The organism is Acidibrevibacterium sp. (assembly GCF_049965395.1).
Lineage (GTDB): Bacteria > Pseudomonadota > Alphaproteobacteria > Acetobacterales > Acetobacteraceae > Acidibrevibacterium > Acidibrevibacterium fodinaquatile.
Window position 1 is genome coordinate 21,824 of record NZ_JBMFWJ010000006.1, and the last position, 21,667, is coordinate 43,490.

Sequence of the window (21,667 nt, forward strand, 5' to 3'; positions counted from 1 at the left end):
CGGATAAGGTGGCCAAGGAAAATTACCCTCACACATCACGCCGCACGGTTTTGGGAACCGGTCTCGCGATGGTTGCAGCGGGCATCGGTGTGCGGAGCCAGACGGCGCGCGCTGAGCCGATGCTCGAGAAAAAAGATGTACAGTACCAAGATCAACCCAAGGACGGCAAGCATTGCAGCCAATGCACCTATTTCGTGGCGCCGAATGCCTGCCAGCAAGTCAAAGGCGAGATCAGTCCCAACGGCTATTGTGGCTTATTCGCGCCAAAGGCGACATGATATCTGTCCGTTGTCGAATGATTTGAGACGACGGCGCGCCCGGATGGCCTCATCGCTCGCCCGATCGGCCTCGTGCCTCGGCCGCACAAATCCCGCCAAACTGGTCGCGAATCCAGGGGATCATAGGCCACGAGGCCGATCAAACGAGTTTCAGGTCAGGCGCTCACCATCAATGGGCCACGCTGTATCATCGCGCATTGTCATCGGTTTGGCCCTAAGCTAGAGGTCAACGGGTCGCGTGCGTCACAAACTTGGTGTTGAAATAGGCCTCGATCGCGTCGGTGCCGCCTTCTGAGCCGAAGCCCGAATCCTTGATGCCGCCGAACGGAACTTCGGGAAGGGCGAGACCGTGATGGTTGATCGACATCATGCCCGCTTCCACGCGTTCGCCGATCATCGCCGCGGTTCGCGCCGAGCTGGTATAGGCGTAGGAGGCAAGCCCATAGGGCAGCCGGTTCGCTTCGGCGACTGCCTCCTCGGCGTCACGGAACGGGCGGATGATGGCAACCGGGCCAAAGGGTTCCTCGTTCATGATGCGTGCTTCCATCGGCACGTCGGTGAGGATGGTCGGCGCAAAGAAATACCCTTTGTTCCCGACGCGCTCGCCGCCCGTCACGATGTTTGCCCCTTTCTGCGCCGCGTCCTGAACGAAGCCTTCCATCGCCTGCACGCGGCGAGCGTGCGCGAGCGGGCCCATGCGGGTGTCCTTCTCGAGCCCGTCACCGAGCTTGAGCGCCCTGGCCGCGGCGACGAAGCCCTCGACGAAACGGTCATAGACCTTTTCCTGGATCAGGAACCGCGTCGGGGAGACGCAGACCTGGCCGGCATTGCGGAATTTATTGGCGCTCAGGATCGAGACCGCGCGGTCGAGATCGGCGTCTTCGAACACGATCGCCGGGGCATGCCCGCCTAGTTCCATGGTGATCCGCTTCATGTGCTGGCCGGCGAGTGCCGCAAGCTGCTTGCCGACCGCGGTCGAGCCGGTGAAGGAGACTTTGCGGATCACCGGATGCGGGATGAGATATTCGGAAATCTCCGCCGGCACCCCGAAGACCAGGTTGACGACGCCCGCCGGCACCCCAGCATCGGCGAAAGCGCGGATCAGCGCGGCGCAGGACGCGGGGGTTTCCTCCGGCCCCTTGACGATGATCGAGCAGCCGGCGGCGAGCGCGAGCGAGATCTTCCGCACCGCCTGATTGATCGGGAAGTTCCACGGCGTGAAGGCGGCCACCGGCCCCACCGGCTCCTTGAAGGTGAGCTGATGGACCCCCTCGGCGCGGCCGGGGATGACCTGCCCGAAGCTCCGCCTTCCCTGTTCGGCGAACCATTCGATGAGATCGCCGGCGAGGAGCGTCTCACCGCGCGCCTCGGCGAGCGGCTTGCCCTGCTCCATGGTCATGATCGGGGCGATGGTGTCGGCGCGTTCGCGCATCAAGGCGGCGGCCTTGCGCATAACATTCGCGCGATCATAAGGGCTCTTGCGACGCCAGACGGCAAAACCCTGTTCGGCGGCGGTCAGCGCCGCGTCGAGATCGGCGCGCCCGGCATGGGCGACCTCGCCGATCGGCTCGGCGGTGGCCGGGTTGAGAACGGCGATGCGTCGGCCATCGGCGCTCGCGCGCCATTCGCCGGCAATAAAAAGCTCGGTCAGCTGCGGATACATTGTCGTCTCCTTCGGATCATGTCGCGATGTCAGGCGATCGGCGGGCGCGCTGCGGCGTTTGCTCGGGCGCGCAGGCTGCCCACGATGCCGGCGGGAAAGAACGTAACCACCAGCACGAAGATCAGCCCGAGCCAAAGCAGCCAGCGCTCGGGATCGAACAGCGCCGGCGCGAGCGGGATCCCCCGCGCCGCCGCCGCGAGCAGCGACAGCCCCGGCTGCAGATAATATTGCGCGAGCACCATCACCGTCGCCCCTATCGCCGCGCCATAGAGCGTCCCCATGCCGCCGATCACCACCATCAGCAGAATATCAATCATCAGCGAAAAGGAAAGCGTCGTATCTGGATTGGTATAACGAAGCTGCATCGCCAGCATCGCCCCGGCCAGGGCTGCGAACCCGGCGGCGAGCGCGCTCGCCAGCGCGCGATGGAAAATCGTCCGATAACCGAGCGCCTCGGCGCGGAACGGGTTTTCCCTGATCGCCTGCAAAACCCGCCCGAACGGCGAATTGACGATGCGAAGCAGAACGAGAAAAGAGACCAGCGTGACAGCGAAAATAAAATAATAGGCGATCACTGTGCCGCTGATGCGCAAGCCAAGGATGGGGGAAGCGAAAGGGTGAAACCCCGGCGCGATCAGGCGCGGGACGGAGAAGGTGAGGCCGTCTTCGCCGCCGGTGAGGCCGCGCCACTCGCTCGCCAGCACCTGCGCGAAGCGGGCCAGCGCGAGCGTGATCATCGAGAAGAAAATCGCCCGCACGCGGAGCGAGAGCAGCGCCATCGCCAGCGCCAAGCCGATCGAAACCGCAATCCCCGCCGCCGCCCCGAGAATGAGCGCAAGCCAGCCGCCGCCGCCGCTCAAGGCGATCGCGACGCCATAGGCGCCGAGGCCAAAAAACGTCGTCTGTGCGAAGGAGACGATGCCTGTATAGCCGAGCAGGAGATCATAGCTCGCAGCCAGCACGATGAAGATCAGAATCCGCGCCGCGACCGCGAGCGCCTTGGTGCCGGGAAGCACAAACGGCGCGAAGGCGAGCACGAGCAGGAGTGCTACGAGGAGGGCTGCAAGCAGCCAATGGCCGGGGCGATCCTCAGAGAGAAGCCGCATCACGCGCCATCCATCGGCAGCAAACCGCGCGGCCGCCACAACAGAACGATCAGCATCAGCGCGATATCGGTGCCGAGCGCGAGCTTGGGGGCAAGAAATCCGACATAATTATTGGCGAGCCCAAGCAGGAGAGAGGCAAGAAAACAGCCATTGACCGAGCCGAGACCGCCGATGATGACGACGATGAAAACGAGGATGATGATTTCTCCGCCGAGATCGGCGGTCACCATCCCGGCATAGAGGGCGAAGACCACGCCGCCCACGGCGGCGAGCGCGGTGCCGGCGGCAAACACCAGGCGAAACAGGGCGCTCGCGCGAAACCCGAGCGCCTCCACCATCTCGCGGTTCTCCACCGCTGCCCGGATCAGCAATCCGAGCCGCGTGCGGTTGAGCGCAAGCTGAATTGCGGCATAAATGACGAGGCCGAGCAGAGAGACCATGAGCCGATAGCGTTCGAGCGGGGCGCCGGCGATGATGACACTGCCGCGCAACGCCAGCGGTCGCGGCAAAGGCAAAGGCTCAGCGCCAAACACGATGATCAGGAGTTGCTGCAAAATGATGCCGCCGCCGACGGTAATCAGAATTTGACGGAGCGGGGCGCCGGCGACGCGGCGAATGAGAAGGCGCTCGAACACCAGCCCCACCCCGGCCCCCGCGCCTGCGGCCAGCGCGATCGCCAGCGCGACCACGCCGAGCGCTGCCGCGATACCCAAGCCCGCCAACGATCCACTGCCGAGAACGGCAACAACGATGAAGGCGCCAAGGGTCACGAACCCGCCATGGGCGAAATTGAGCACATCCATCAGGCCGAAAATCAAGGTGAGGCCAATGGCGGCGAGAAACAGCAGGCACCCCATGGCGAGGCCGGCGACGGTGAGGGTGAGCCAGGTGGAGAAACTCATCCCCAAAAGCGCCACGAGGACAAGCAGTGGCAGCACGAGATAGGGCAAAGGATCGCGCGCGGCGAGGGCAATCCGAGTCATTGATGGCTCGCGAGGCTGAGGCCGAGAAGCCGGGTCTGCAAGGCAATATCGGCGGCCAGCGTCGCCATCTCGCCGCGATGGACGATGCGCCCATCCTCCATCACCGCGACATGATCGCCGAGCGCGCGCGCCATGGCGAAATTCTGCTCGACCAGCAGGATGGTGGTGTGACCTTCCTTGAGCCGGGCGAGCGCTTCGGTGAGTTGCGCAACCATCACCGGCGCGAGGCCCTTGCTCGGTTCGTCGATGATCAGCAAACGGTGTTCGGCGGCCATCGCGCGCCCGATCGCGAGCATCTGCTTTTGTCCCCCGGACAAGGTTCCGGCCCGCGCTCGCCATTTCTCGGCGAGCACCGGAAACGCCGTCATCACCGCCTCGAGCCGCGCCGGAGCCGGATCGCCGCGCCAATCCGCGAGGCGAAAATTTTCGGCGACCGTGAGCGCCGTGAACACGCCCATGCTCTCTGGCACATAGGCGATGCCGAGGCGCGCGATGGCGGGCGTCGGCAGCGTCGCGATCTCGCGCCCGGCAAAACGGATCGCGCCTCGCGAGGCCCGCCACAGCCCCATGATGGTGCGCAGAGCCGTGGTTTTGCCGGCGCCGTTTCGCCCCAGCAACACGCTGACATAGCCCTCGGGAACCGCGAGATCGACGCCATGCAGAATATGATAGCGGCCGATATGCGTGTGCATGCCGGCAAGTTCGAGAAGCGGCACGGGCGCGGCCATCGCTCAGCCCTCGCTGCCCGTGCTGCCGAGATAAGCCTCTTGCACGACCGCAAGCGCCATCACCGCCTCTGGCACGCCATCGGCGACCAGGCGCCCCTGATGCAAAACGATCACCCGATCGGCGAGCGCGCGGATGACATCCATCTTGTGCTCGACGAGCAAGATCGCCTTCTCGCGATCGCGTTTGATGGCGGCGATGAGGTCGAGCACCGGCGGCACTTCATCAACGCTCATTCCCGCCGTCGGCTCGTCGAACATGAAGACGTCCGGCCGCCCCGCGAGCAAAAGTGCGACCTCGAGCTTGCGCTGATCGCCGTGGCTGAGGGCGCTCGCCGGGGCGCCGGCGCGCGCGCGGAGGCCCACGGTTTCGAGCAGGTCGGCGCTTCGCGCGTTGAGATCGCGATGTTCGGAGGCGAGGCTGAGAAGGCGGAAATCACGCCGTGCCTCGGCCTGCACCGCAAGGCGGACATTCTCGAAAACCGATAACCCCGGGAAGAGGTTGGTGAGCTGAAATGCGCGGCCGAGACCGCGCCGCGCACGCTGCGGGACCGAGAGGCGGGTGATGCGCTCACCTTTGAGCCAGACCTCGCCGGCGCTCGCCCGGATCTGGCCCGAGATCAGGTTGAAGAATGTCGTCTTGCCGGCACCGTTCGGGCCGACGATCGCGGTCAGCGTGCCGGGATAAAACGCCGCCGAGACGCCATCGACCGCGACCTCGCCGCCGAAGCGCACCGAGAGCGCCTCGGTGCGGAGAAGTGCCACGGCGTTCGCCATCTCAGCGGCCGTTCTGGATCGGCACCGACATCTCCTCGATGGTGAATTCATGGGTGAGCTTCGGCACCGCCCAGGCGACATCGGGTTCGACCGCGATGCGGAAGCCATACATCGATTGCAGCGCCTGGTGATCCTGTGGCCGGAAGATCATTTTTCCCTTAGGCGTCGCGAAGGCGAGACCCTCCATCGCCGCGATCAGGGTTTCGCTATCGGTCTTGCCGTGGGTTTTCTCGACGGCGGTGATCACCGCCATCGCCGCCGCCATCCCGCCGCAGGTGAAGAAATCCGGCGGCTGATGGAAGCGCTTTTCATGTTCGGCAACAAGCCAGTCATTTTCGGGATTTTTTGGAATGTCGTAATAATAATAGGTGGCACCTTCGAGCCCCGGAAACGCCTTGTAGGCGACGAGGGCGGGGAGAATGTTGCCGCCGGTCGCGACCCTGATGCCGAGCCGCGCCGGGTCCATCGCCTTGATCGCGCTCAGCGGATCGCCGCCGCCGGCCCAGATCACCCAGATCACCTTGTCGCCTTTTTCGTTGGCGAGACTGTCGAAAATCCGCTGCAAGGGCGCGGTGAAATCGGTGGTGGTGGGGGGCGCGTATTCCTCATGCACGAGATGCGCCCCCGTCGCGGCGAGGGCGGTGCGGAACGCCGCAACCCCATCATGGCCGAAGGCGTAATCCTGCGCGAGCGTCGCGACGATCACCCCCGGCTTGCCGATCGCGAGCGCATTGGCGATCGCGTCTTGCGAGGAGTTGCGGCCGGTGCGGAAAATATAGCGGTTCCATTTCGCGCCGGTGATGCTGTCGGCGACAGCGGGCTCAATGATCAGAATTTTCTTGTAATCCTGCGCAACCGGCAGCATCGCGAGCGCGACCGCCGAACTGGTGCCGCCGACCGCGAGATCGACATCGTCATCGCCATAGGCCTCGGCAAGCAGGTTGCGCGCGACATCGGCCTTGGTTTGGCTATCTTTTTTGATCAGCTCGATCCTGCGCCCGGCGACCATCATGGTGCCGTGGGTTGCATATTCGAGGCCGAGTTCAAACCCAGTTTCCGATTGCTTGGCATAGGCTTCGAGAGGGCCGGTGCGGTCCTCGATCAGCGCGATGCGAAGCGGCTTGTCCTCGGCGCGGGCCGCGACAAAAACCTGGCTTGCGCAAAGCGACAGGGCCAGGCCGAGCAAAACCCGTCTCATCATGATATCCTCCGAAAAATCATCCCGCGCAGGCAGGATTGGCCGGCAGAAACGCGCTATCGCCGGGGATAGTCGCGAGTGCCTGATAGTAATCCCAGGGGGCGCGGCTTTCTTTCGGCGTTTTGACGCGATAAAGGGTCAGATCATAAATCACCCGCCCGTCTTCGCGCACGCGCGCCGGATGGCCGAAATAATCGAGCGGCTGCGCCCGCATGGCGCGATTGACAGCGAGCGCCTCGCTGGTTTTGGCGCTGTCGCACGCGCGGAGATAATGCGTCGTCGCGGTGTAGATCGCGGCTTGGTTCTTGGTTGGCATCGCACCCCGCGCCGCTTTGAAACGCGCGCCGAACTGGCGCGCGCGTTCGCTCTGATCCCAGTAGAATCCCGCGGAAAATGTCAGCCCCTCGGTCATGTCGAGGCCGAGCGCGTTGATATCGGTGATATAGGTGAGGAAGCCGACGATTACCGGCCCGCCGGCTTGCAGCAGGCCGAATTCGCGCGCTTGTTTGATGAGATTGATGAGATCGCCGCCGACGGAGGCAAGGCCGATCGCCTGTGCGCCGGAACTTCGTGCCTGGAGCAGGAACGGCGCGAAATCACTGGCGCCGATCGCGTGGCGCGCAGCGCCCAGCACGTGCCCGCCATTCGCCTCGATCACCGCGCTCGCGTCGCGCTGCATGGCGCGGCCGAAGGCGTGATCGACGGTGATGAAAAACCAGCTTTTGGCGCCGCCATCGAGCACTGCCTTGGCGGTGCCGGCGGTCAGGGCATGGGTGTCATCGGCCCAATGGGTGCTGACGGGCGAGCAGGATTTTGCGGTGAGGTCAGCGGTCGCGGCAGCGGTAATCATCACCGTTTTGCGCCGCTGCTTTGCCACTTCCTGCACCGCGAGCGCGATTGCCGTCACCGGCAGATCGATGATCGCCTCGACCCCGTTCTCGTCATACCAGCGTCTGGCGATGGCGGCGGCGATGTCGGGTTTGTTCTGGTGATCGGCATGCACGATCTCGATCGGACGGCCGAGCATGTGGCCACCGAAATCGGCTGCCGCCATCTGCGCGGCGAACACCGAACCTGGCCCGCCGCTATCGGCATAGGGGCCGGTCTCATCGGTGAGGACGCCGATGCGAAGCGGTGTTTCCTCGGCGCGGGCACGACCGCCGAGCAGCGGCAACGCCGCGAGTGCCGCGAACGAACGGCGGGTTAGGGGCGATGGCATCATGTCAGCGTCACCGGGAGCGAGAGAAAGCCGCGAAATCGTGCCCGCCCGCCACGGACCGGCGGTGCTGCGAGATCATAGCGCGGGAAGCGTTCGAGAAAGCGGCCAATCGCGATGCGGGCTTCGAGCCGCGCGACAGTGAGCCCGGCGCATTGATGAATGCCGAAACCGAACGCGACATGACGATTGGGCGTGCGCGCGAGATCAAGGCGGTCGGGGTCGGGAAATTGCGCCGGATCGCGATTGGCGGCGCCGATGCCAAGCGTGATCAGCGCGCCTTCGGGGATATTGATCCCGCCAATCTCGCAGGCGGCGAGGGCGCGACGATTGCCGAGCTGGTTCGAACTCTCGAAGCGGAGAAATTCCTCGATCGCGCTCGCCATGAGGGTGGGATCGGCGAGGAGACGGGCGCGCTCGGCCGGAAATGTGATGAGGGCGTGGAGCGCGTTGCCGATGAGATTGGTCGTCGTCTCATGCCCGGCATTGAGGAGAAAAATGCAGTTATGAAGAAGCTCTTTCTCGGTGAGACGGGAGCCGTCGGCCTCACCCGCGATCAGCCGGGTCAGGATGTCGCGCGCCGGATCGCCGGGAAGCCGCCGACGCGCCGCAATGAGATCACGGAGATAGGCGAGAAACTCCTCGATCGCGCGATTGCCGCGCGCCAGCATCGCCGCATCCGGCGCCGGCTCCAACGCGCCGAGAATAGCGAGCGACCAGCCGCGCAACGGGCCGCGTTCCTCGTGCGGGACGGCAAGCAAATTGCCGATCACCTCGACGGGAATGAGGGCGGCGAAATCCTCGATCAAATCGATGTTTCCGCGCTCTGCGGCGCGATCGAGGAGGGCGGCGACGAGATGCTCGATTCCGGGCTCCATCTCGGTGATGACACGCGCAGAAAGGGCGCCGGCGATCAGGCGGCGCACATTGGTATGGAGCGGCGGATCGTTGAAGACGAGGCTTGTGGTGTGGTGTTCGTAAAGCGGGCTTGTGCCGAATTTCGGGCGAAATTCCTCTTTCTTGTCAGAGGAAAACCGCCGCGCGTCACGATAGACGGCAACCACGTCGGCGTGCCGCGTGAGAAAATAGCTGTGATCGGGCATGCGCCGGACCGGATCATGCTGGCGCAAGGCATGGTAGAAAGGATAAGGGTTTTCGTAAAATGCCGGCGGCAGGGCGCGAAGGTCGAACGTGGCGAGCCAATGCCTATCTCCCGCGTGAGCGGCCGCCACCGTTTCGTCCACGTTTTCCTCTCCCTCGCGACGCACGCTACAAGCGGGGTATCACCGCGTCAATCAGGACGCCGCGGGCGCATCAGGCGCGGTGGATGGGATCGATCCAGGGGACGGTTTCGGGCGTCTCGACCGGTTCGATATCGAGATTGACGACGACCGCTTCGTTATCGCTTCGCACCAGGACGCATTCCAGGGTTTCGTCGCTGCTGGCGTTGATCTCCTGATGCGGCACATAGGGGGGAACGAAGATGAAATCGCCGGGTCCGGCCTCGGCGGTGAATTCGAGATGCTCGCCCCAGCGCATCCGTGCGCGGCCCTTGATGACATAGATCACGCTTTCCAGCGCGCCGTGGTGATGGGCGCCGGTTTTGGCGTTGGGGTGGATGCTGACCGTGCCGGCCCAGATTTTTTGCGCCCCGACGCGGGCGAAATTGATCGCCGCCCTGCGATCCATCCCCGGCGTCTGCGCGGTATTGGGGTCGAGGCTGTGGCCGGGGATGACCCGCACGCCCTCGGTTTTCCAATCCGGCGTGTGGTGATACCCCTGCGGGCCTTCGGCATGGCTCATGATTTGACGACGCTCCCCACTGCATTGGTGAGCGCCATTTTGGCGCCAAACAGGGCGTCTATCCAGCCCCGATCGCGGCGCGGCCGCGGGCCGGTTTCGGGCACCAGGACGGCGCACCCGATCACCGCGGCAAGGCCCGCGCCACTGAGCGCGAGAAACGCGAGATCATAGCCGCAATATTGCGCGATCAGGCCGCCGGCGAGATTGGAGGCGCTGGCGCCGAGGCTGACGGCGAGCGCGACCGCGCCCTGGACGAGGTTGACGCGGCCGGTGCCCTGCATGAGATCGGCGGCGATCAGGGCGCTCGCGACCCCGAAGATCCCGGAGCCGATGCCATCGAGGGCCTGCACCGCGACCACCGCGAGCGGGTCATGGAAAATCATCAGCAAGAGGCCGCGCAGCGGCAGCACGGCGAGCGCGACGAGAAATATCGTCTTTCGCCCAACCCCGGCGACGACCGCACGGCCGACCGCGGCCGACGCCAACGTCATCACCAATTGCGCCGCCATGATGCAGCCGCTCGCGGCGAACAGGCCGCTCGCATGATGCGCGGCCAAAGCCTCGCTCGCCAGCGGCAGCATGGCGCCGTTGCCGAGATAGAAAAGCAGGCAGACGGCGAGAAAGGCGATCAAATCGCGCCGGCGGAGAAGGGCTGCGAGCGGCGTCGCGCTCGCGCCCGGCAAGGCATCGCCGCGCGCCGCCCGGTGGTCAATCTCATGCGCCGGGATCACCGCCGCCATCGCCGCGCTGGCGAGCGCGAAAACGCTCGCGAGGATGAAAATCCAGGTCAGACCCAAGAGCCAGCCAGTGCCGCCGATCAAGAGGGCGGCCAGGAAATTACCGGCATGATTGAATGTCTCGTTGCGGCTGACGCGCGCAGCCAAACCGCGCCGGCCAACGATGCCGAGACTCAAGCCGATGGTGATGGGATGAAACACGGCAAGGGCGATGCCGAGAATGACGGAGGCGGTGAACACCGCGGCCTTGCCCGGAACGAGCGCGATCAGCAGAACGCCAAGCGCCACCATCGCGCCCGAGATCGCGAACATCAGGCGCTTGCGCGTCGTTCGGTCAACCAGCACGCCGGCCGGAACCTGGCTCACCGCGCTCGCGATATTGCTGAGCGCGAAGGCGAGCCCGACCGCGCCCGGCGACCAATGGCGGACGCTCCCAAGGAACATCGCGAAAAACGGGCTCAACCCGTCGCGGACATCAGCGAGAAAGAACAGCATCAAGTCGAGGCCGAGATGGCTGCGCGCTGATGGGATGGGCGCCGCCGGTGTCGGCGCGGCGAGCGGGGTGCGTGTCGTTGTCATGGCCAGACCCTGGTCAGCGGCGATGGCGACACTATGACCGGTTTAGCCCCATTCTCGCCGCATTTTGGCTGGTCTTGCCACGATCTCCGGCCGGGTCTCGGGAACGGCTGCCGAAAACAGCGCGAGGGCAGCCAGCGCGGCGGCGGAAAGCGTAAGAAAACCAGCGCGATAGCCAAAAATCTGGACGATCACGCCAGCGCCGAGGTTAGATGCGGCGCCACCCAGGCCGGTCGCCAGCGCGACCAGACCTTGCGCAAAGTTGATCCGCCCGCTGCCCCGCATCAGATCGGCGGCGATCAAGGTCGCGATCACGCCGAAGATGCCGGCGCCGATGCCATCGAGCATCTGCACGAAGACGATCCCGAGCGGGCTGGTCACGAACGCGAATAACACGCCGCGCAGCGGCAAGACTGCGAGCCCAACCAGAAAAATCGGCTTTCGCCCGAAGCCCGCAGCACTCGCCCGCCCGACGACGAAGGCCACGCCGACCATCACCGCTTGCGCGACGATGATGCAGGCGCTCATCGCCGCCGCGTCGCTGCCGGGATGGGTGATCGCCAGCACCTGCCCGGCGAGCGGCAGCATCGCGGCATTGCCGAGATGAAACAGCGTGACGGCGAGCAAGAACATGGCAAATCCCGGTCGCCGCAAGGTCTCTCCGAGCGAAAGCGCTGGCGCGCCGTGTTCACGGCGACCGCGCGCAACATCGTGATCGATCGCCGCTTGCGGGATCAGCGCTACCACCGCGGCACTCGCCAGCGCGTAGCCACAGGCAAGATAGAAAATCCAGGCGAGCCCGGTGACATGCGTCACCGCGATGATGACGAGCGCGCCGCAGAGATTGCCGGCGTGATTGAACCCCTCGTTGCGGGCAATGCGCGCCGGCAAGCGTTGCGGCCCGACCAGGCCCAGGCTGAGACCGATCATCCCCGGGCCGAGAAAAGCGGCGGCGGCGCCCAAAATCACCTGGACCGGCAAAACCGCCTCCGGGCGCGGCGCGAGGACGACGAGCAGCGTCCCGAAGCCAATGATGAGGCCGGCCCCCGCCAGCAGCAAACGCTTGCAGCGGAGCGCATCGACGAGAAGCCCCGCCGGGATCAGGGCAAGCGCCGTTGCGATATTGTTCACCGCCAGCGCCGTCCCGATCATCGAAGGCTGCCAATGCGCCGCGCCTTTGAGAAACACCGCGAGATAGGGGCCGATCCCGTCGCGCATATCCGCCATCAGGAAAGCGAGCCAGTCGAGGGCACGGAGAACGCGCGGCGCCACCCCGGCCTCGGCTGACGCCCCCGCCGCGTCGAGCGCAGGCGTGATGTCGCTCGCGGCCGGCGTCATGGTCGCGGCGCGGGGAGGAGCTGTTGCGCTTCGATCACCCGGCCGTAAGGGGTGGCGAGCCCAAATCCGCTCGCCGAGACCATCGCCCCCGGGGCGAGCATGGCGGCCTCGGCGGCGGCCTCGGGTGGCGGGAGATGGATCTGCGTGCCATCCTCCAGCATCGCGCCGTTGAGATCGCCGCGCGGGCCATAAAGCGCAAACCGCACCCGCCCCGCCGCCGTCATCGGCGCCGTCGGGCCGGGAAATGGTGGAAACGGCGCCATGCCGGGGCCGGGCGGGCCAGTATCGATGACGGTTTGGCCGGTGGCGCTATCGGTGATCGAAACCGCTTGCACGACCGGAACCGCGTAGGCGCGCAGTCCCCGGATGGCAACCTGATCGCCGACCCGCACCGCGCGCAGCAGCGCCGGGCCGAGATGCGGCGGCAGATGTGCCTCGGTGCCATCGGCGAGGATAACGCCATCGACATCGCCGCGTGGGGTAAGGCCAAAGGCGATGACCTGACCCGAGAGCAGCGGCCATTGATCGGGCGCCGCCCCCGGCGCCGCGGCGATCGGCGGCGCAGGCGGCGGCTGGGCGCCGGCGCTGCCGAGGCTGAGCGCCACGCCGGCGATGAGGGAAAGAGCAAGCTGGGATTGTCGCATGTCATGTCTCCTCTCATGGCGGATCTGGCGATGCCAGACCGGCAAGAAAGGCTTAGGCAAGCCGCAGGCCAAAGTTTTTTATTGAAAAACAAAGAGTTTTTCTGCGACGGCGGCGGCACGCTGTCCGCCTATCAGTCATCCTTTGTCCGCTTTTCTGACACGCCATCGTCGCCGCTGGCCTCGCCGAGGCCATAGCGGCGCAGCTTGGCATAGAGGAGCTGGCGGTGAATGCCGAGCCGCCGCGCCGCCTCGACGCGGTTCTGGCGGGTCGCCGCCAGGGCGTTTTGGATGAGCACCGCCTCGAGCCAGGCGACGGCGCCGGGAAGATCGCTGCCAGCAGCGATACGGGCCGCAAGGCGGCTGGCGATCCCGTCGTCCGTGGCCTCGTCCTGCCCCATCGTGAGAAAATCGAAGGCGCTGGCGGCAATCACCGGCTCCGGCGTCAGCACCGCCGCCCGCTCCATGGCGTTGCGCAATTCGCGGACATTGCCTGGCCAGGGATAGGCGAGCAGTCTTGCCGCCGCCGCTGCCGCCAGCCGTTTGCCGCCGGCAAGGCCGAGGAAATGCTCGGCCAGCGGCACGATATCGGCGAGCCGTTCGCGGAGCGGCGGCACGGCGAGCGGCACGACGCCGATCCGGTAGTAGAGATCTTCACGAAACCGCCCGCGCGCGATTTCGGCACGGAGATCGCGATGGGTCGCGGCGAGAATGCGGACATCGATCGGCACCGGCCGCCCGCCGAGCGGGGTGATCTCGCGGGTCTCGAGCACGCGCAGCAGCTTGGCCTGCAACAGCGGCGCCATGTCACCGATTTCATCGAGCAGGAGGGTGCCGCCATGGGCGGCCCGGAAGGCGCCCGCGCGGTCGGCATGGGCGCCCGTGAAGGCGCCGCGGACATGGCCGAACAGCTCGCTCTCCAGCAGATCGGCCGGGATCGCCGCGCAGTTGATGGCAAGAAACGCCCCCTCGGCGCGTTTGCCGTAACGGTGGATCGCGCGCGCGACGACTTCTTTGCCGGAACCGGTCTCGCCGGTGATCAGCACCGTGGTCTCCTGATCGGCGAGCCGGCCGATGGTCTTCTGCACCTCGCGCATCGCCGCACTCGCGCCAATGAACGTCTCGCCCGGCGGCGGCTGGCGGGGGAGTGGGGCGGCGCTGGCCAGCATCCGTTCGAGCAGGGCGGCGAGATCGGCGCGCCCGATGGGCTTGGCGAGATGGTCAACGGCGCCGAGCCGCATCGCCTCGATCGTGTTGGCGCTGGTCGGGACGGCGGTGAGCACGGCAACCGGCGGCGGCGTCGGCCGCGCGCGGATGCGGCGCAGCACCTCGATCCCGTCCATCCCGGGCATGCGGAGATCGAGCAGCACCGCGTCACAGCGCTGCCGCGTCAAGACCGCCAGCGCTGCCTCGCCATTTTCGGCGAGCGCCGCTTCATGGCCGAGATCACGCATGGTTTCGGCGAGGCTCTCGCGCAAGCCGGCATCATCGTCGACAATCAGGATCCGCGCCATGATCCGCGATCCTGCCAGAGGAGGACGAGCGCGAACACCGCGCCGCCGCGGCCTTCGCCGCCGGGATCGAGAAGCTCGACCGATCCGCCTTGCGCTGCCGCCATTTCGCGAGCGATGGCAAGACCAAGGCCGGTGCCGTCGGCGCGACCGGTGACGAAGGGCTCGAAAAGCCGCGCGCGCAGGGGTGCGGCGATGCCGGGGCCGGTATCGGCGACGCGGATGACCAGTTTTTCACCCTCGCGATCGACGCGCAGACTGACCGCACCGCCCGAAGGGGTGTGGCGGAGGGCATTGTCGATCAGCGCCACCAAGGCGCGCCGTGTCAGCCGCGGATCAAGGATCGCGGTCAAAGCCGGGCCCTGGTGCGCAAGGCGCACCCCGACGCGGCTGGCGAGTTCGCGATGCTCGGCGACCAGCGCGGCGAGCAGATGCGGCACATCGACCGGCTCGGGGCAGGGCTCGGGCCGCTGGGTGAGGCTCAGGATTTCGCCGACGAGATGATCGAGGCGGGCGATCTGGCCGATAATCGCGGCGAGCGCCGGCCGCGCCCGACCAGACCCGCGCTCATTTTCGCTGGCGGCCATGGCGGCGAGCGCGTTTTCCGCCTTGAGACGCATCGCCGCCAAGGGATTGCGGATTTCATGGGCGATGCCGGCGGCGACCCGCCCGAGTGCGGCCAGGCGCTCGGCCTCGGCAGCTTTGCGGGAGAGGGTTTCGGCCTCGCGGCGGGCGCGCGCAAGCCGGGCGCCGGCCTCATTGAGGGCGGCGAGGATGCGGTCGAGATCGCGCTCGCCAGTGGCGGCGAGCGTCGGGAGGTCGGCGATGTCATGGGCGCCGAGCGCCGCCTCGATCGCGCCGATATGCCGCCCCCAGCCGCGCGCCAGCCGCCAGAGCCAAAGCGAGAGCAGCAGAACCAACGCGAGCAACGCGGCAAGGCCCGCTTGCAGATGGGCCACCGCCGGGATCGCATCGACCCGCGTCATCACCCAGACGCTCGCTCCCGGGATGGCGGCCGGGCCGCTCAACGGGCGGGCATAGAGCAAAACTGTCTGCCGCCGCCCGCGCTGCTCGCGCGCGACCGAGGCCCGCTCCTGCCGCGCCGCGGCGTTGACCGCGGCGATGGTCGCGCTTTCGGCCGCCGGCAGATCGGTTTTGACGCCGCTGCCTTCATAGGTCGGGAAGGCATAGGCAAGCGAGCCGCGCCCCTCCTGCCAAATCCCGCCCTCGACACCCTCGGCACTGGCCAGCGCCGCGCGCACGACAGCCGGGAGACCTTGCACGAAAGACGCGTCATCGGGCGGGCGCGCGAGACCGGCGGCATAAAAATCATAGGCGCCGGCGAGACGCTCGGCAGCGCGCGCCAGTGTCACCTCGGCTTGCGCGATGTGGGCGGCGGTGGAGGCGCGTTCGAGGGCGAAGATCAGCCCTGCGATCGCCGCCGCCGCCGCCAGCGAGAGCAGCCACAGCAGCGTCAACCGCGCCCCAAGCGAACGCGAGCCAAGCGAACGCAAGCCGCGTGTGATCGTCATGCGTGCCGGCGCGGTGCCGCCTACCAGGGAAGCGTCTCGCCCTGATAATCGAGATAGGCGACTCCGCCCTTGCCATGATGGCCGTTGATGGTCGCGGCGAGGCCCTTGGTCGCGGTTTCGACATCGAGCGGCGCGCGCGGCCCGCCCATATCGGTCCGCACCCAGCCGGGATGGAGCAAAAGCACCGTCCGCGCCTTATTGGCGTCGTGGGCGGCAAAACAGACCGCGGCCATGTTCAGCGCCGCCTTGCTCACCCGGTAGAGCTCATAGCCGCCGGTGCAGCGCGCGATGCTGCCGAGGATCGAGGTCATGAATGCGATCGTCCCGGTCGGCGCGACAAGCCCGGAAAGCGCCTCGGCGGCGCGGATCGGGCTGATCGCGTTGGTGAACAGGACGCGGCTGATCTCCGCGTCGGCGACCTTGGCGAGCGGCACCTCCGGCGGGCTCGCCACGCCGGCATTGACGAGGAGGAGATCAAAGGCCTCGCCGGCGAGCCTTTCGGCCAGCGCGGTCACCTCGGCCGGGTGATCGATATCGACTTTTTCCAGCCGCAGCGCCTGCGGATAGGAGCGGTGGACCTCCTCGAGCCCCGCCGCTTCGCCACGTCTCGTGGCAACGACATCAAAGCCGCGCGCGAGCCATTGCCGCGTGAGGCCGAGGCCGAGCCCGCGCGAGGCCCCCAAGATCAAGGCTTTCATGATCAATCCCTATGCCATTCCCGTCTCATCACCGAACCGGGCTTGGATCGGTCTCCGGCCGGGGATTGAAATCCAAAGGCGGCGCAATGTCGATGCCGCTGGCGGCAAAGCCGGGTTGGAGATCAACCGGAACGATGCCGCTCGCGCGGCAGCCGGCGCCGCCATCGAGAGGGAGGGACGCGAAACGCGCGGGTGCGATGGTGGCATACTCCGCCGGCAGCGGCGGAACGTTACCCTTGAGACGGCCGGGATCGAAGGCCGAAAGCAGGTCGCCCTCCTCGGGCACGCCGTCATCCTTCGGGCCAAGCCAGGGCTGGCCGAGTTTTTCCGCCCCCGCCTGCCGCGCTGCCGCCTCCTCGGGGAGGGTTGCCAGCGGTGGCAAGCCGAAAAGATGGTCGAGAAATTTGATCACGGCATTGTGATCGCCGGTCTCATGCGAGACGACATGAGCGCGGGCGTAAGGCGAGATCAGCACCAGCGGCACCCGCGGCCCGCGCGCGAGCGGCGCGCCATCCGGTCCGTTCTCGAGAAACCGCGGCGGCACATGGTCATAGGCGCCGCCGCCTTCATCGAACGTAATGACGATCACGCTCTCGCTCCAATAGGGGCTGGCGGCGATGGCGTTGACTTCGCGCGCCAGCAGCGCGTCGCTGATTTCCGAATCGGCGTAACCGGGATGATCATCATCACCGCGGAATTTTTTTTGCACCATGGGATCAGGATCGGCCGGCGCCAGGCCGGCGATGTTGAGGAAACCACCGCGGATATAAAAAACGCCGCCGGCGCGGGGCAGGCGCTTTGCCGCGACATCGCCGAAGAAATCGCCGAGCCCATGCAAATGCACCGCCATTTGGGGATTATTCGCGATATAGCCGAAATATTGCGGCCCATTATGGTGCCAGACATAGGAAAGATGGCTACCGCCCGGCGGCGCATCGGCGGCATCGGTCACTTCGCGGCCGTAGCCCTCCTGATACCAACCCCAGGCGAGCCGCGGCTGGCCGCGCGCCGCGATCGCCGGGATATCGCCGCCGAGATCGGCGAGATCGTGCGCCGCGTCACGATCGGCGCGCACGATCGTCGCAATATCGTGGCCGGCGAAGGTGAGCGGCAGCGTCGCGTAGGTCTGATTGATCCCGGGTCCGGTTTTATAGCGCGGGTTGCCGGGCGTTCCGCTCTGATGATCCGCAGCCGACCCCCAGAATGGCGGTGGATTGCCGGTCATCGGCACGCCGGGGCTCGCATAGCCGCCGCCATGGGAGGCTTCCTCCGGATGCTTCACCCATTGGGTTTCGCCGCTTTGCCCGGCGATCAAGGCGATCGCGTTGGGAGCGGAGGGGGTTAGGCTATGCTGGAAAAAGGCGTCGAACAGCACGAAGCGGGCGGCATAGGTCCAGAGGAAGGGGATCGTGTCGCAATCGACATGGGCCATCGGCAAAAGCCCGTGCTGGCGGGCGCGTCGCGAGGGTTTTTCCCCCGCTTTGACATATTTCATCTCCTCGGCCAGCGCGAAACGGTCCATCGCCGCCGCGCCGCCGGTGATATGGAGCTTTTGCAAGAGAATGCTGTGGCTGTGATCCATGTCGTCGAGATCGGCGGCGAAATCGCGCGGGCCGATGCGGAAGGGGTGGATGCGTGTCGTGGTCCCGTCAGTATTGATGATCGGCTGATAAAACCCGGGGGTTGCCGATGGTGCTTGGCTATAGAGCCCGTTGGCGCCGGGAAAACTGCCGAAATAGGAATCGAAGGAGCGGTTTTCCTGATAGAGAATAAAGACATATTTCACCCGCTGGCGGAGCGCCGCCCACATCGCCGCCGGCTCGCCGGGCGGCGTATGGGTGAGATAGGGGATGATCGCGGGCGCCGGGTCGGGTTGGGGGGTAAGCGCCTCGCCGCCCGCCGCGACGGCAGCCGTGCGCAACAGCGAATGGATGACCAGCCCAGCCAGGATTGCCCGACGCATCCCACCACTCCTCGTCTCGATGGCCCGCAAGCAACACCGTTATGCCAGCCGCCAACGCCTGCGGCATGTGACGATTTCGTGTCAGCCAACACGCCCTCAGAGGACGAAACAGGGGGCGACCGGGCTCATTTTGCCGCGGCCGGCGCGGGCGATGGCGTGATCCCTTTGACGCCGCGCAGATCGGCGCTGTCGAACTTAGCGCCGTCGAGATGAGCGCCGGTGAAGTCAGCGCCGGCGAGATAGGCTCCGGAAAAATCGGCATCGGTGAGATCGGCGCCGGCGAAGGACGCGCCTTCGAGATGGGCGAAACGGAACAGGACATGCGCGAGCCCGGCGCCGGCGAAATTCGCGCCGCGCAAATCGGCGCTGGCGAATTCGGTACGCAAAAGGCCCATGGATTGGTTGCGCATGTCGGCGCTCATCATCGCATGGCTGAAATTCGCCCCCGCCATTTTATCGAAGCTGAAATGCACCGTCATCGCAGCACCCGAGAGATCGGCGCCGGTAAAATTCGCCGCCTCCGCCGGGCTGTTGTCCATCGCCGTCGAGGTGACCATGGTTTGCAGCGTTGCATTGCGCAGAGTGGCGCGCGAAAAATTGGCGCGGATGATCCAAGCGAACGTGAGATCGGCCCCCGCGAGATCCGCCCCTGTGAGATCAGCGCCGACCAGCTTGACCCCATGCAGATTGGCGCGCGCGAGCTTAGCGCCTTGCAAGTCAGCACCCGAGAGATCAAGGCCGGTGAGATCATCGCCCGTCATGTCTCGCCCGGCGAGCAGGATTTTGCCAGCCGCCCGCCCGCTGGCAACGATCGCCTTGACGTCGGCGGTCGCCATATGTGTCTCCGCCCCAGAGACCGCCGGCGCGGCAAGTAGGATCAAAATCAAGGCCGCGCCCAGGCGCGGCGCTTTCGTTATGGCGCCGCGCCCGAACGCGCGTTCAATCATTTGAAGGCACACCCCGCCTTGACCCCGAGCAGGCGAAAAAACATCGCCGCCGGGCAGAAACCCGTGAAGCTCGATTGCAGCAGATTGAGGCCGATGAAGGCCGTAAACAGCAAGAAATACTGGCTGACGTAATAGGTCAGCGCAACACTGAGCAGAACCATGATGCCCGCAAAGCGGAACACGGCTTGATCGATCGACATGATACCCTCTCCTTATAACGCGAAAACTTCAGACAGTCTCTTTCAGCTTGTGAAGATCGAGCTGCTTCATGAGGAAGCGCTCATAGAACGGTTCGCTGGTGCCGCCGCGTATCTTGCGCAGGAAGTATTTTTCGAACCCGACTTTGGCGAGATGCACCCAAACCCCCTTGGCCGCCCAGTTGGTGTTGCGCGGCGGAATCTGCGGTTTGGCAACGAAGGCGACACCGCCATCACCGAAATCGGCGAGACAAATCGCATTCCACGTCGCACGCGCCGTCGGCTCACGCCCACGCAGCAGGGCGCCGATATTTTCTGCCGTCGCCGTCACCATCGATTCGATCATGAACCCGGTTTTCGGCACGCCCACCGCCACCGGCGTCGGCCCGGTTGGCGGAATCGCGACACAGACGCCGATGCCGAAAACATTGCGGAAATGGGGATTGCGTTGATGCTCGTCGATCAGCACGAAGCCGCGCGGATTGACCAGCTTTTCGACGCCGCGCAACGCCGCCACACCGCGGAACGCCGGCAGCATCATGGCATATTTATAGGGCAAATCATGGGTCTTTTTGAGACTGCCATCATCGGCCAATTCCTCGACATGCAAGATCCCCGCCTCCGCCGCATTGAGTTTGGCGTTGGTGATCCATTTGATGTGCCGGTCGCGGAATTCGCTTTCCAAAAGTCCCTTGGTATCGCCGACCCCATCGAGCCCGAGATGACCGACATAAGGCTCGGCGGTGACATAGGTCATCGGCACCCGATCGCGGATCTTGCGTTTGCGGAGTTCGGTGTCGAGGATAAGCGCGAATTCATAGGCCGGGCCGTAGCAGGACGCCCCTTGCACCGCGCCGACCACGATCGGCCCGGGGTTTTTACAAAACGCCTCGAAGGCGGTATGCGCGCGCTCGGCATGATCGACATGGCAGATCGATTGCGTGAACCCTTCGGGGCCGAAGCCGGGAATTTCATCGAAGGCGAGATCGGGGCCGGTTGCGATCACCAGATAATCGTAGGAGACGCTGCTGCCGTCAGAGAGTTCTATCCGGTTTTCTGCCGGATCGACGCGCTTAGCCCCTTGCTCGAGCAAGCGGATTTTTTTGCGTGCCATGACCGGCGCGAGGTCGATTTCGATGTCGCGCCGCCCGCGCCAGCCGACCGCGACCCAAGGGTTGGAGGGCACGAAATGGTAGTTCCGCCCTTGCCCGATCAGGGTAAGGCGGTCTTCCTTGCGCATCTGCGCCAGCAATTCGAAGGCCATCAAGGTCCCGCCGAGCCCCGCACCCAGAACCACGATCTCCGCCATGACGTTCCCCTTTTTCCAATCGATGATTTGACAATATATTCGCATCATCGTATATACGCAAGAGCGAAAATATGTGGTGACGGAAAAAACACGCGATGACGGCGAGCCTAGAAGCCATGCACCGGGCGGCGGACCAAGCGAGCGAGCTGTTGAAAGCCCTGGCGAGCCGCCATCGCCTGCTCATTCTCTGCCATCTCGCGGAAAGCAAATGTTCGGTCGGCGAGCTCGCGAGCGCGCTCGATCTCCGGGACTCGACCGTCTCGCAGCACCTCGCCTTGCTGCGCCGCGACGGTCTCGTCGCTGCCGAGCGTGACGGGCAGACGGTCTGGTACTCGCTCGCGAGCGGCCCGGCGCGCGACGTTCTCAACACCTTGTTTGCGATTTACTGTCCCCGCGATGCGACGCCAAAGCCGCGCGCCAAGGCGCTGCAAACACGCTATTGACTTGTTTCCCTGTTTTTCGTGAACCC

Annotated in this window: 21 protein-coding genes; 2 read left to right on the top strand and 19 right to left on the bottom strand. The window is 65.6% G+C overall.

Annotated features, from left to right (window positions below):
• Positions 1 to 8: 8 nt before the first annotated feature.
• Positions 9 to 278, top strand: a complete 270-nt coding sequence (locus ACP5M5_RS03370; protein ID WP_427935546.1) for a hypothetical protein — start codon at positions 9 to 11, stop codon at positions 276 to 278.
• A 226-nt stretch (positions 279 to 504) separates the two neighbouring features.
• Here ACP5M5_RS03370 and ACP5M5_RS03375 read toward each other — a convergent pair whose 3' ends face one another.
• The 19 genes from ACP5M5_RS03375 to ACP5M5_RS03465 form a co-directional block, all read right to left on the bottom strand.
• Positions 505 to 1,941, bottom strand: a complete 1,437-nt coding sequence (locus ACP5M5_RS03375; RefSeq protein ID WP_427935547.1) for an NAD-dependent succinate-semialdehyde dehydrogenase — start codon at positions 1,939 to 1,941, stop codon at positions 505 to 507.
• Between the two features lie 29 nt (positions 1,942 to 1,970).
• Positions 1,971 to 3,047 carry a branched-chain amino acid ABC transporter permease gene (locus ACP5M5_RS03380; protein ID WP_427935548.1) on the bottom strand — a complete coding sequence of 359 codons (1,077 nt, stop codon included), beginning with the start codon at positions 3,045 to 3,047 and terminating at the stop codon, positions 1,971 to 1,973.
• Complete coding sequence (locus ACP5M5_RS03385) at positions 3,047 to 4,030, bottom strand: branched-chain amino acid ABC transporter permease (protein ID WP_427935549.1); 984 nt, start codon at positions 4,028 to 4,030, stop codon at positions 3,047 to 3,049. Before ACP5M5_RS03385 ends, ACP5M5_RS03380 begins: the two co-directional genes overlap by 1 nt.
• The gene (locus tag ACP5M5_RS03390; protein ID WP_427935550.1) at positions 4,027 to 4,758 is read right to left on the bottom strand and encodes an ABC transporter ATP-binding protein; all 732 of its coding nucleotides are present in this window, start codon (positions 4,756 to 4,758) and stop codon (positions 4,027 to 4,029) included. The genes ACP5M5_RS03385 and ACP5M5_RS03390 overlap by 4 nt, the downstream gene beginning before the upstream one ends.
• Positions 4,759 to 4,761: 3 nt before the next feature.
• Complete coding sequence (locus tag ACP5M5_RS03395; RefSeq protein WP_427935552.1) at positions 4,762 to 5,532, bottom strand: ABC transporter ATP-binding protein; 771 nt, start codon at positions 5,530 to 5,532, stop codon at positions 4,762 to 4,764.
• 1 nt (position 5,533) lies between these two features.
• Positions 5,534 to 6,733, bottom strand: a complete 1,200-nt coding sequence (locus ACP5M5_RS03400; RefSeq protein ID WP_427935553.1) for a substrate-binding domain-containing protein — start codon at positions 6,731 to 6,733, stop codon at positions 5,534 to 5,536.
• A gap of 16 nt (positions 6,734 to 6,749) precedes the next feature.
• Entirely contained in the window at positions 6,750 to 7,952 is a 1,203-nt protein-coding gene (locus tag ACP5M5_RS03405) for an ABC transporter substrate-binding protein (protein ID WP_427935555.1), read from the bottom strand.
• Positions 7,949 to 9,190 (bottom strand): cytochrome P450, encoded by a 1,242-nt coding sequence (locus tag ACP5M5_RS03410; protein WP_427935556.1) that lies wholly within the window; start codon positions 9,188 to 9,190, stop codon positions 7,949 to 7,951. Before ACP5M5_RS03410 ends, ACP5M5_RS03405 begins: the two co-directional genes overlap by 4 nt.
• 70 nt (positions 9,191 to 9,260) lie before the next feature.
• A complete protein-coding gene (locus tag ACP5M5_RS03415) occupies positions 9,261 to 9,749 on the bottom strand; it encodes a cupin domain-containing protein (protein ID WP_427935558.1) in 489 nt (162 codons plus the stop codon).
• A complete protein-coding gene (locus ACP5M5_RS03420; protein WP_427935559.1) occupies positions 9,746 to 11,065 on the bottom strand; it encodes an MFS transporter in 1,320 nt (439 codons plus the stop codon). The genes ACP5M5_RS03415 and ACP5M5_RS03420 overlap by 4 nt, the downstream gene beginning before the upstream one ends.
• Before the next feature lie 42 nt (positions 11,066 to 11,107).
• Entirely contained in the window at positions 11,108 to 12,400 is a 1,293-nt protein-coding gene (locus tag ACP5M5_RS03425) for an MFS transporter (RefSeq protein WP_427935561.1), read from the bottom strand.
• Positions 12,397 to 13,044, bottom strand: coding sequence for a hypothetical protein (locus ACP5M5_RS03430; protein ID WP_427935562.1), 648 nt, complete (start codon positions 13,042 to 13,044; stop codon positions 12,397 to 12,399). The genes ACP5M5_RS03425 and ACP5M5_RS03430 overlap by 4 nt, the downstream gene beginning before the upstream one ends.
• A 131-nt stretch (positions 13,045 to 13,175) precedes the next feature.
• Positions 13,176 to 14,555, bottom strand: coding sequence for a sigma-54-dependent transcriptional regulator (locus ACP5M5_RS03435; RefSeq protein WP_427935563.1), 1,380 nt, complete (start codon positions 14,553 to 14,555; stop codon positions 13,176 to 13,178).
• On the bottom strand, positions 14,540 to 16,084 hold the full coding sequence (locus ACP5M5_RS03440; RefSeq protein ID WP_427935564.1) for a sensor histidine kinase: 1,545 nt from the start codon (positions 16,082 to 16,084) through the stop codon (positions 14,540 to 14,542). Before ACP5M5_RS03440 ends, ACP5M5_RS03435 begins: the two co-directional genes overlap by 16 nt.
• A 20-nt stretch (positions 16,085 to 16,104) precedes the next feature.
• A complete protein-coding gene (locus ACP5M5_RS03445; protein ID WP_427935566.1) occupies positions 16,105 to 16,782 on the bottom strand; it encodes an SDR family oxidoreductase in 678 nt (225 codons plus the stop codon).
• 28 nt (positions 16,783 to 16,810) lie between these two features.
• Positions 16,811 to 18,745 (bottom strand): phospholipase C, encoded by a 1,935-nt coding sequence (locus tag ACP5M5_RS03450; protein ID WP_427935567.1) that lies wholly within the window; start codon positions 18,743 to 18,745, stop codon positions 16,811 to 16,813.
• 125 nt (positions 18,746 to 18,870) lie between these two features.
• Positions 18,871 to 19,581: a pentapeptide repeat-containing protein gene (locus ACP5M5_RS03455; RefSeq protein ID WP_427935568.1), complete on the bottom strand. Its 711-nt coding sequence runs from the start codon at positions 19,579 to 19,581 to the stop codon at positions 18,871 to 18,873.
• A 107-nt stretch (positions 19,582 to 19,688) separates the two neighbouring features.
• Positions 19,689 to 19,892, bottom strand: coding sequence for a YgaP family membrane protein (locus ACP5M5_RS03460; RefSeq protein ID WP_427935570.1), 204 nt, complete (start codon positions 19,890 to 19,892; stop codon positions 19,689 to 19,691).
• A 28-nt stretch (positions 19,893 to 19,920) separates the two neighbouring features.
• Complete coding sequence (locus tag ACP5M5_RS03465) at positions 19,921 to 21,198, bottom strand: NAD(P)/FAD-dependent oxidoreductase (RefSeq protein WP_427935571.1); 1,278 nt, start codon at positions 21,196 to 21,198, stop codon at positions 19,921 to 19,923.
• A gap of 95 nt (positions 21,199 to 21,293) precedes the next feature.
• Between ACP5M5_RS03465 and ACP5M5_RS03470 the strand changes: the two genes are divergently transcribed.
• Positions 21,294 to 21,641, top strand: a complete 348-nt coding sequence (locus tag ACP5M5_RS03470; protein ID WP_427935572.1) for an ArsR/SmtB family transcription factor — start codon at positions 21,294 to 21,296, stop codon at positions 21,639 to 21,641.
• Positions 21,642 to 21,667 lie beyond the last annotated feature (26 nt).

Coding starts and splice junctions, on each gene's coding strand:
- ACP5M5_RS03400 (WP_427935553.1), bottom strand. CDS start 6,733: ATGATGAGACGGGTTTTGCTCGGCCTGGCCCTGTCGCTTTGCGCAAGC.
- ACP5M5_RS03440 (WP_427935564.1), bottom strand. CDS start 16,084: ATGACGATCACACGCGGCTTGCGTTCGCTTGGCTCGCGTTCGCTTGGG.
- ACP5M5_RS03390 (WP_427935550.1), bottom strand. CDS start 4,758: ATGGCCGCGCCCGTGCCGCTTCTCGAACTTGCCGGCATGCACACGCAT.
- ACP5M5_RS03450 (WP_427935567.1), bottom strand. CDS start 18,745: ATGCGTCGGGCAATCCTGGCTGGGCTGGTCATCCATTCGCTGTTGCGC.
- ACP5M5_RS03460 (WP_427935570.1), bottom strand. CDS start 19,892: ATGTCGATCGATCAAGCCGTGTTCCGCTTTGCGGGCATCATGGTTCTG.
- ACP5M5_RS03405 (WP_427935555.1), bottom strand. CDS start 7,952: ATGATGCCATCGCCCCTAACCCGCCGTTCGTTCGCGGCACTCGCGGCG.
- ACP5M5_RS03445 (WP_427935566.1), bottom strand. CDS start 16,782: ATGAAAGCCTTGATCTTGGGGGCCTCGCGCGGGCTCGGCCTCGGCCTC.
- ACP5M5_RS03470 (WP_427935572.1), top strand. CDS start 21,294: ATGACGGCGAGCCTAGAAGCCATGCACCGGGCGGCGGACCAAGCGAGC.
- ACP5M5_RS03430 (WP_427935562.1), bottom strand. CDS start 13,044: ATGCGACAATCCCAGCTTGCTCTTTCCCTCATCGCCGGCGTGGCGCTC.
- ACP5M5_RS03435 (WP_427935563.1), bottom strand. CDS start 14,555: ATGGCGCGGATCCTGATTGTCGACGATGATGCCGGCTTGCGCGAGAGC.
- ACP5M5_RS03425 (WP_427935561.1), bottom strand. CDS start 12,400: ATGACGCCGGCCGCGAGCGACATCACGCCTGCGCTCGACGCGGCGGGG.
- ACP5M5_RS03385 (WP_427935549.1), bottom strand. CDS start 4,030: ATGACTCGGATTGCCCTCGCCGCGCGCGATCCTTTGCCCTATCTCGTG.
- ACP5M5_RS03375 (WP_427935547.1), bottom strand. CDS start 1,941: ATGTATCCGCAGCTGACCGAGCTTTTTATTGCCGGCGAATGGCGCGCG.
- ACP5M5_RS03415 (WP_427935558.1), bottom strand. CDS start 9,749: ATGAGCCATGCCGAAGGCCCGCAGGGGTATCACCACACGCCGGATTGG.
- ACP5M5_RS03380 (WP_427935548.1), bottom strand. CDS start 3,047: ATGCGGCTTCTCTCTGAGGATCGCCCCGGCCATTGGCTGCTTGCAGCC.
- ACP5M5_RS03465 (WP_427935571.1), bottom strand. CDS start 21,198: ATGGCGGAGATCGTGGTTCTGGGTGCGGGGCTCGGCGGGACCTTGATG.
- ACP5M5_RS03455 (WP_427935568.1), bottom strand. CDS start 19,581: ATGGCGACCGCCGACGTCAAGGCGATCGTTGCCAGCGGGCGGGCGGCT.
- ACP5M5_RS03395 (WP_427935552.1), bottom strand. CDS start 5,532: ATGGCGAACGCCGTGGCACTTCTCCGCACCGAGGCGCTCTCGGTGCGC.
- ACP5M5_RS03420 (WP_427935559.1), bottom strand. CDS start 11,065: ATGACAACGACACGCACCCCGCTCGCCGCGCCGACACCGGCGGCGCCC.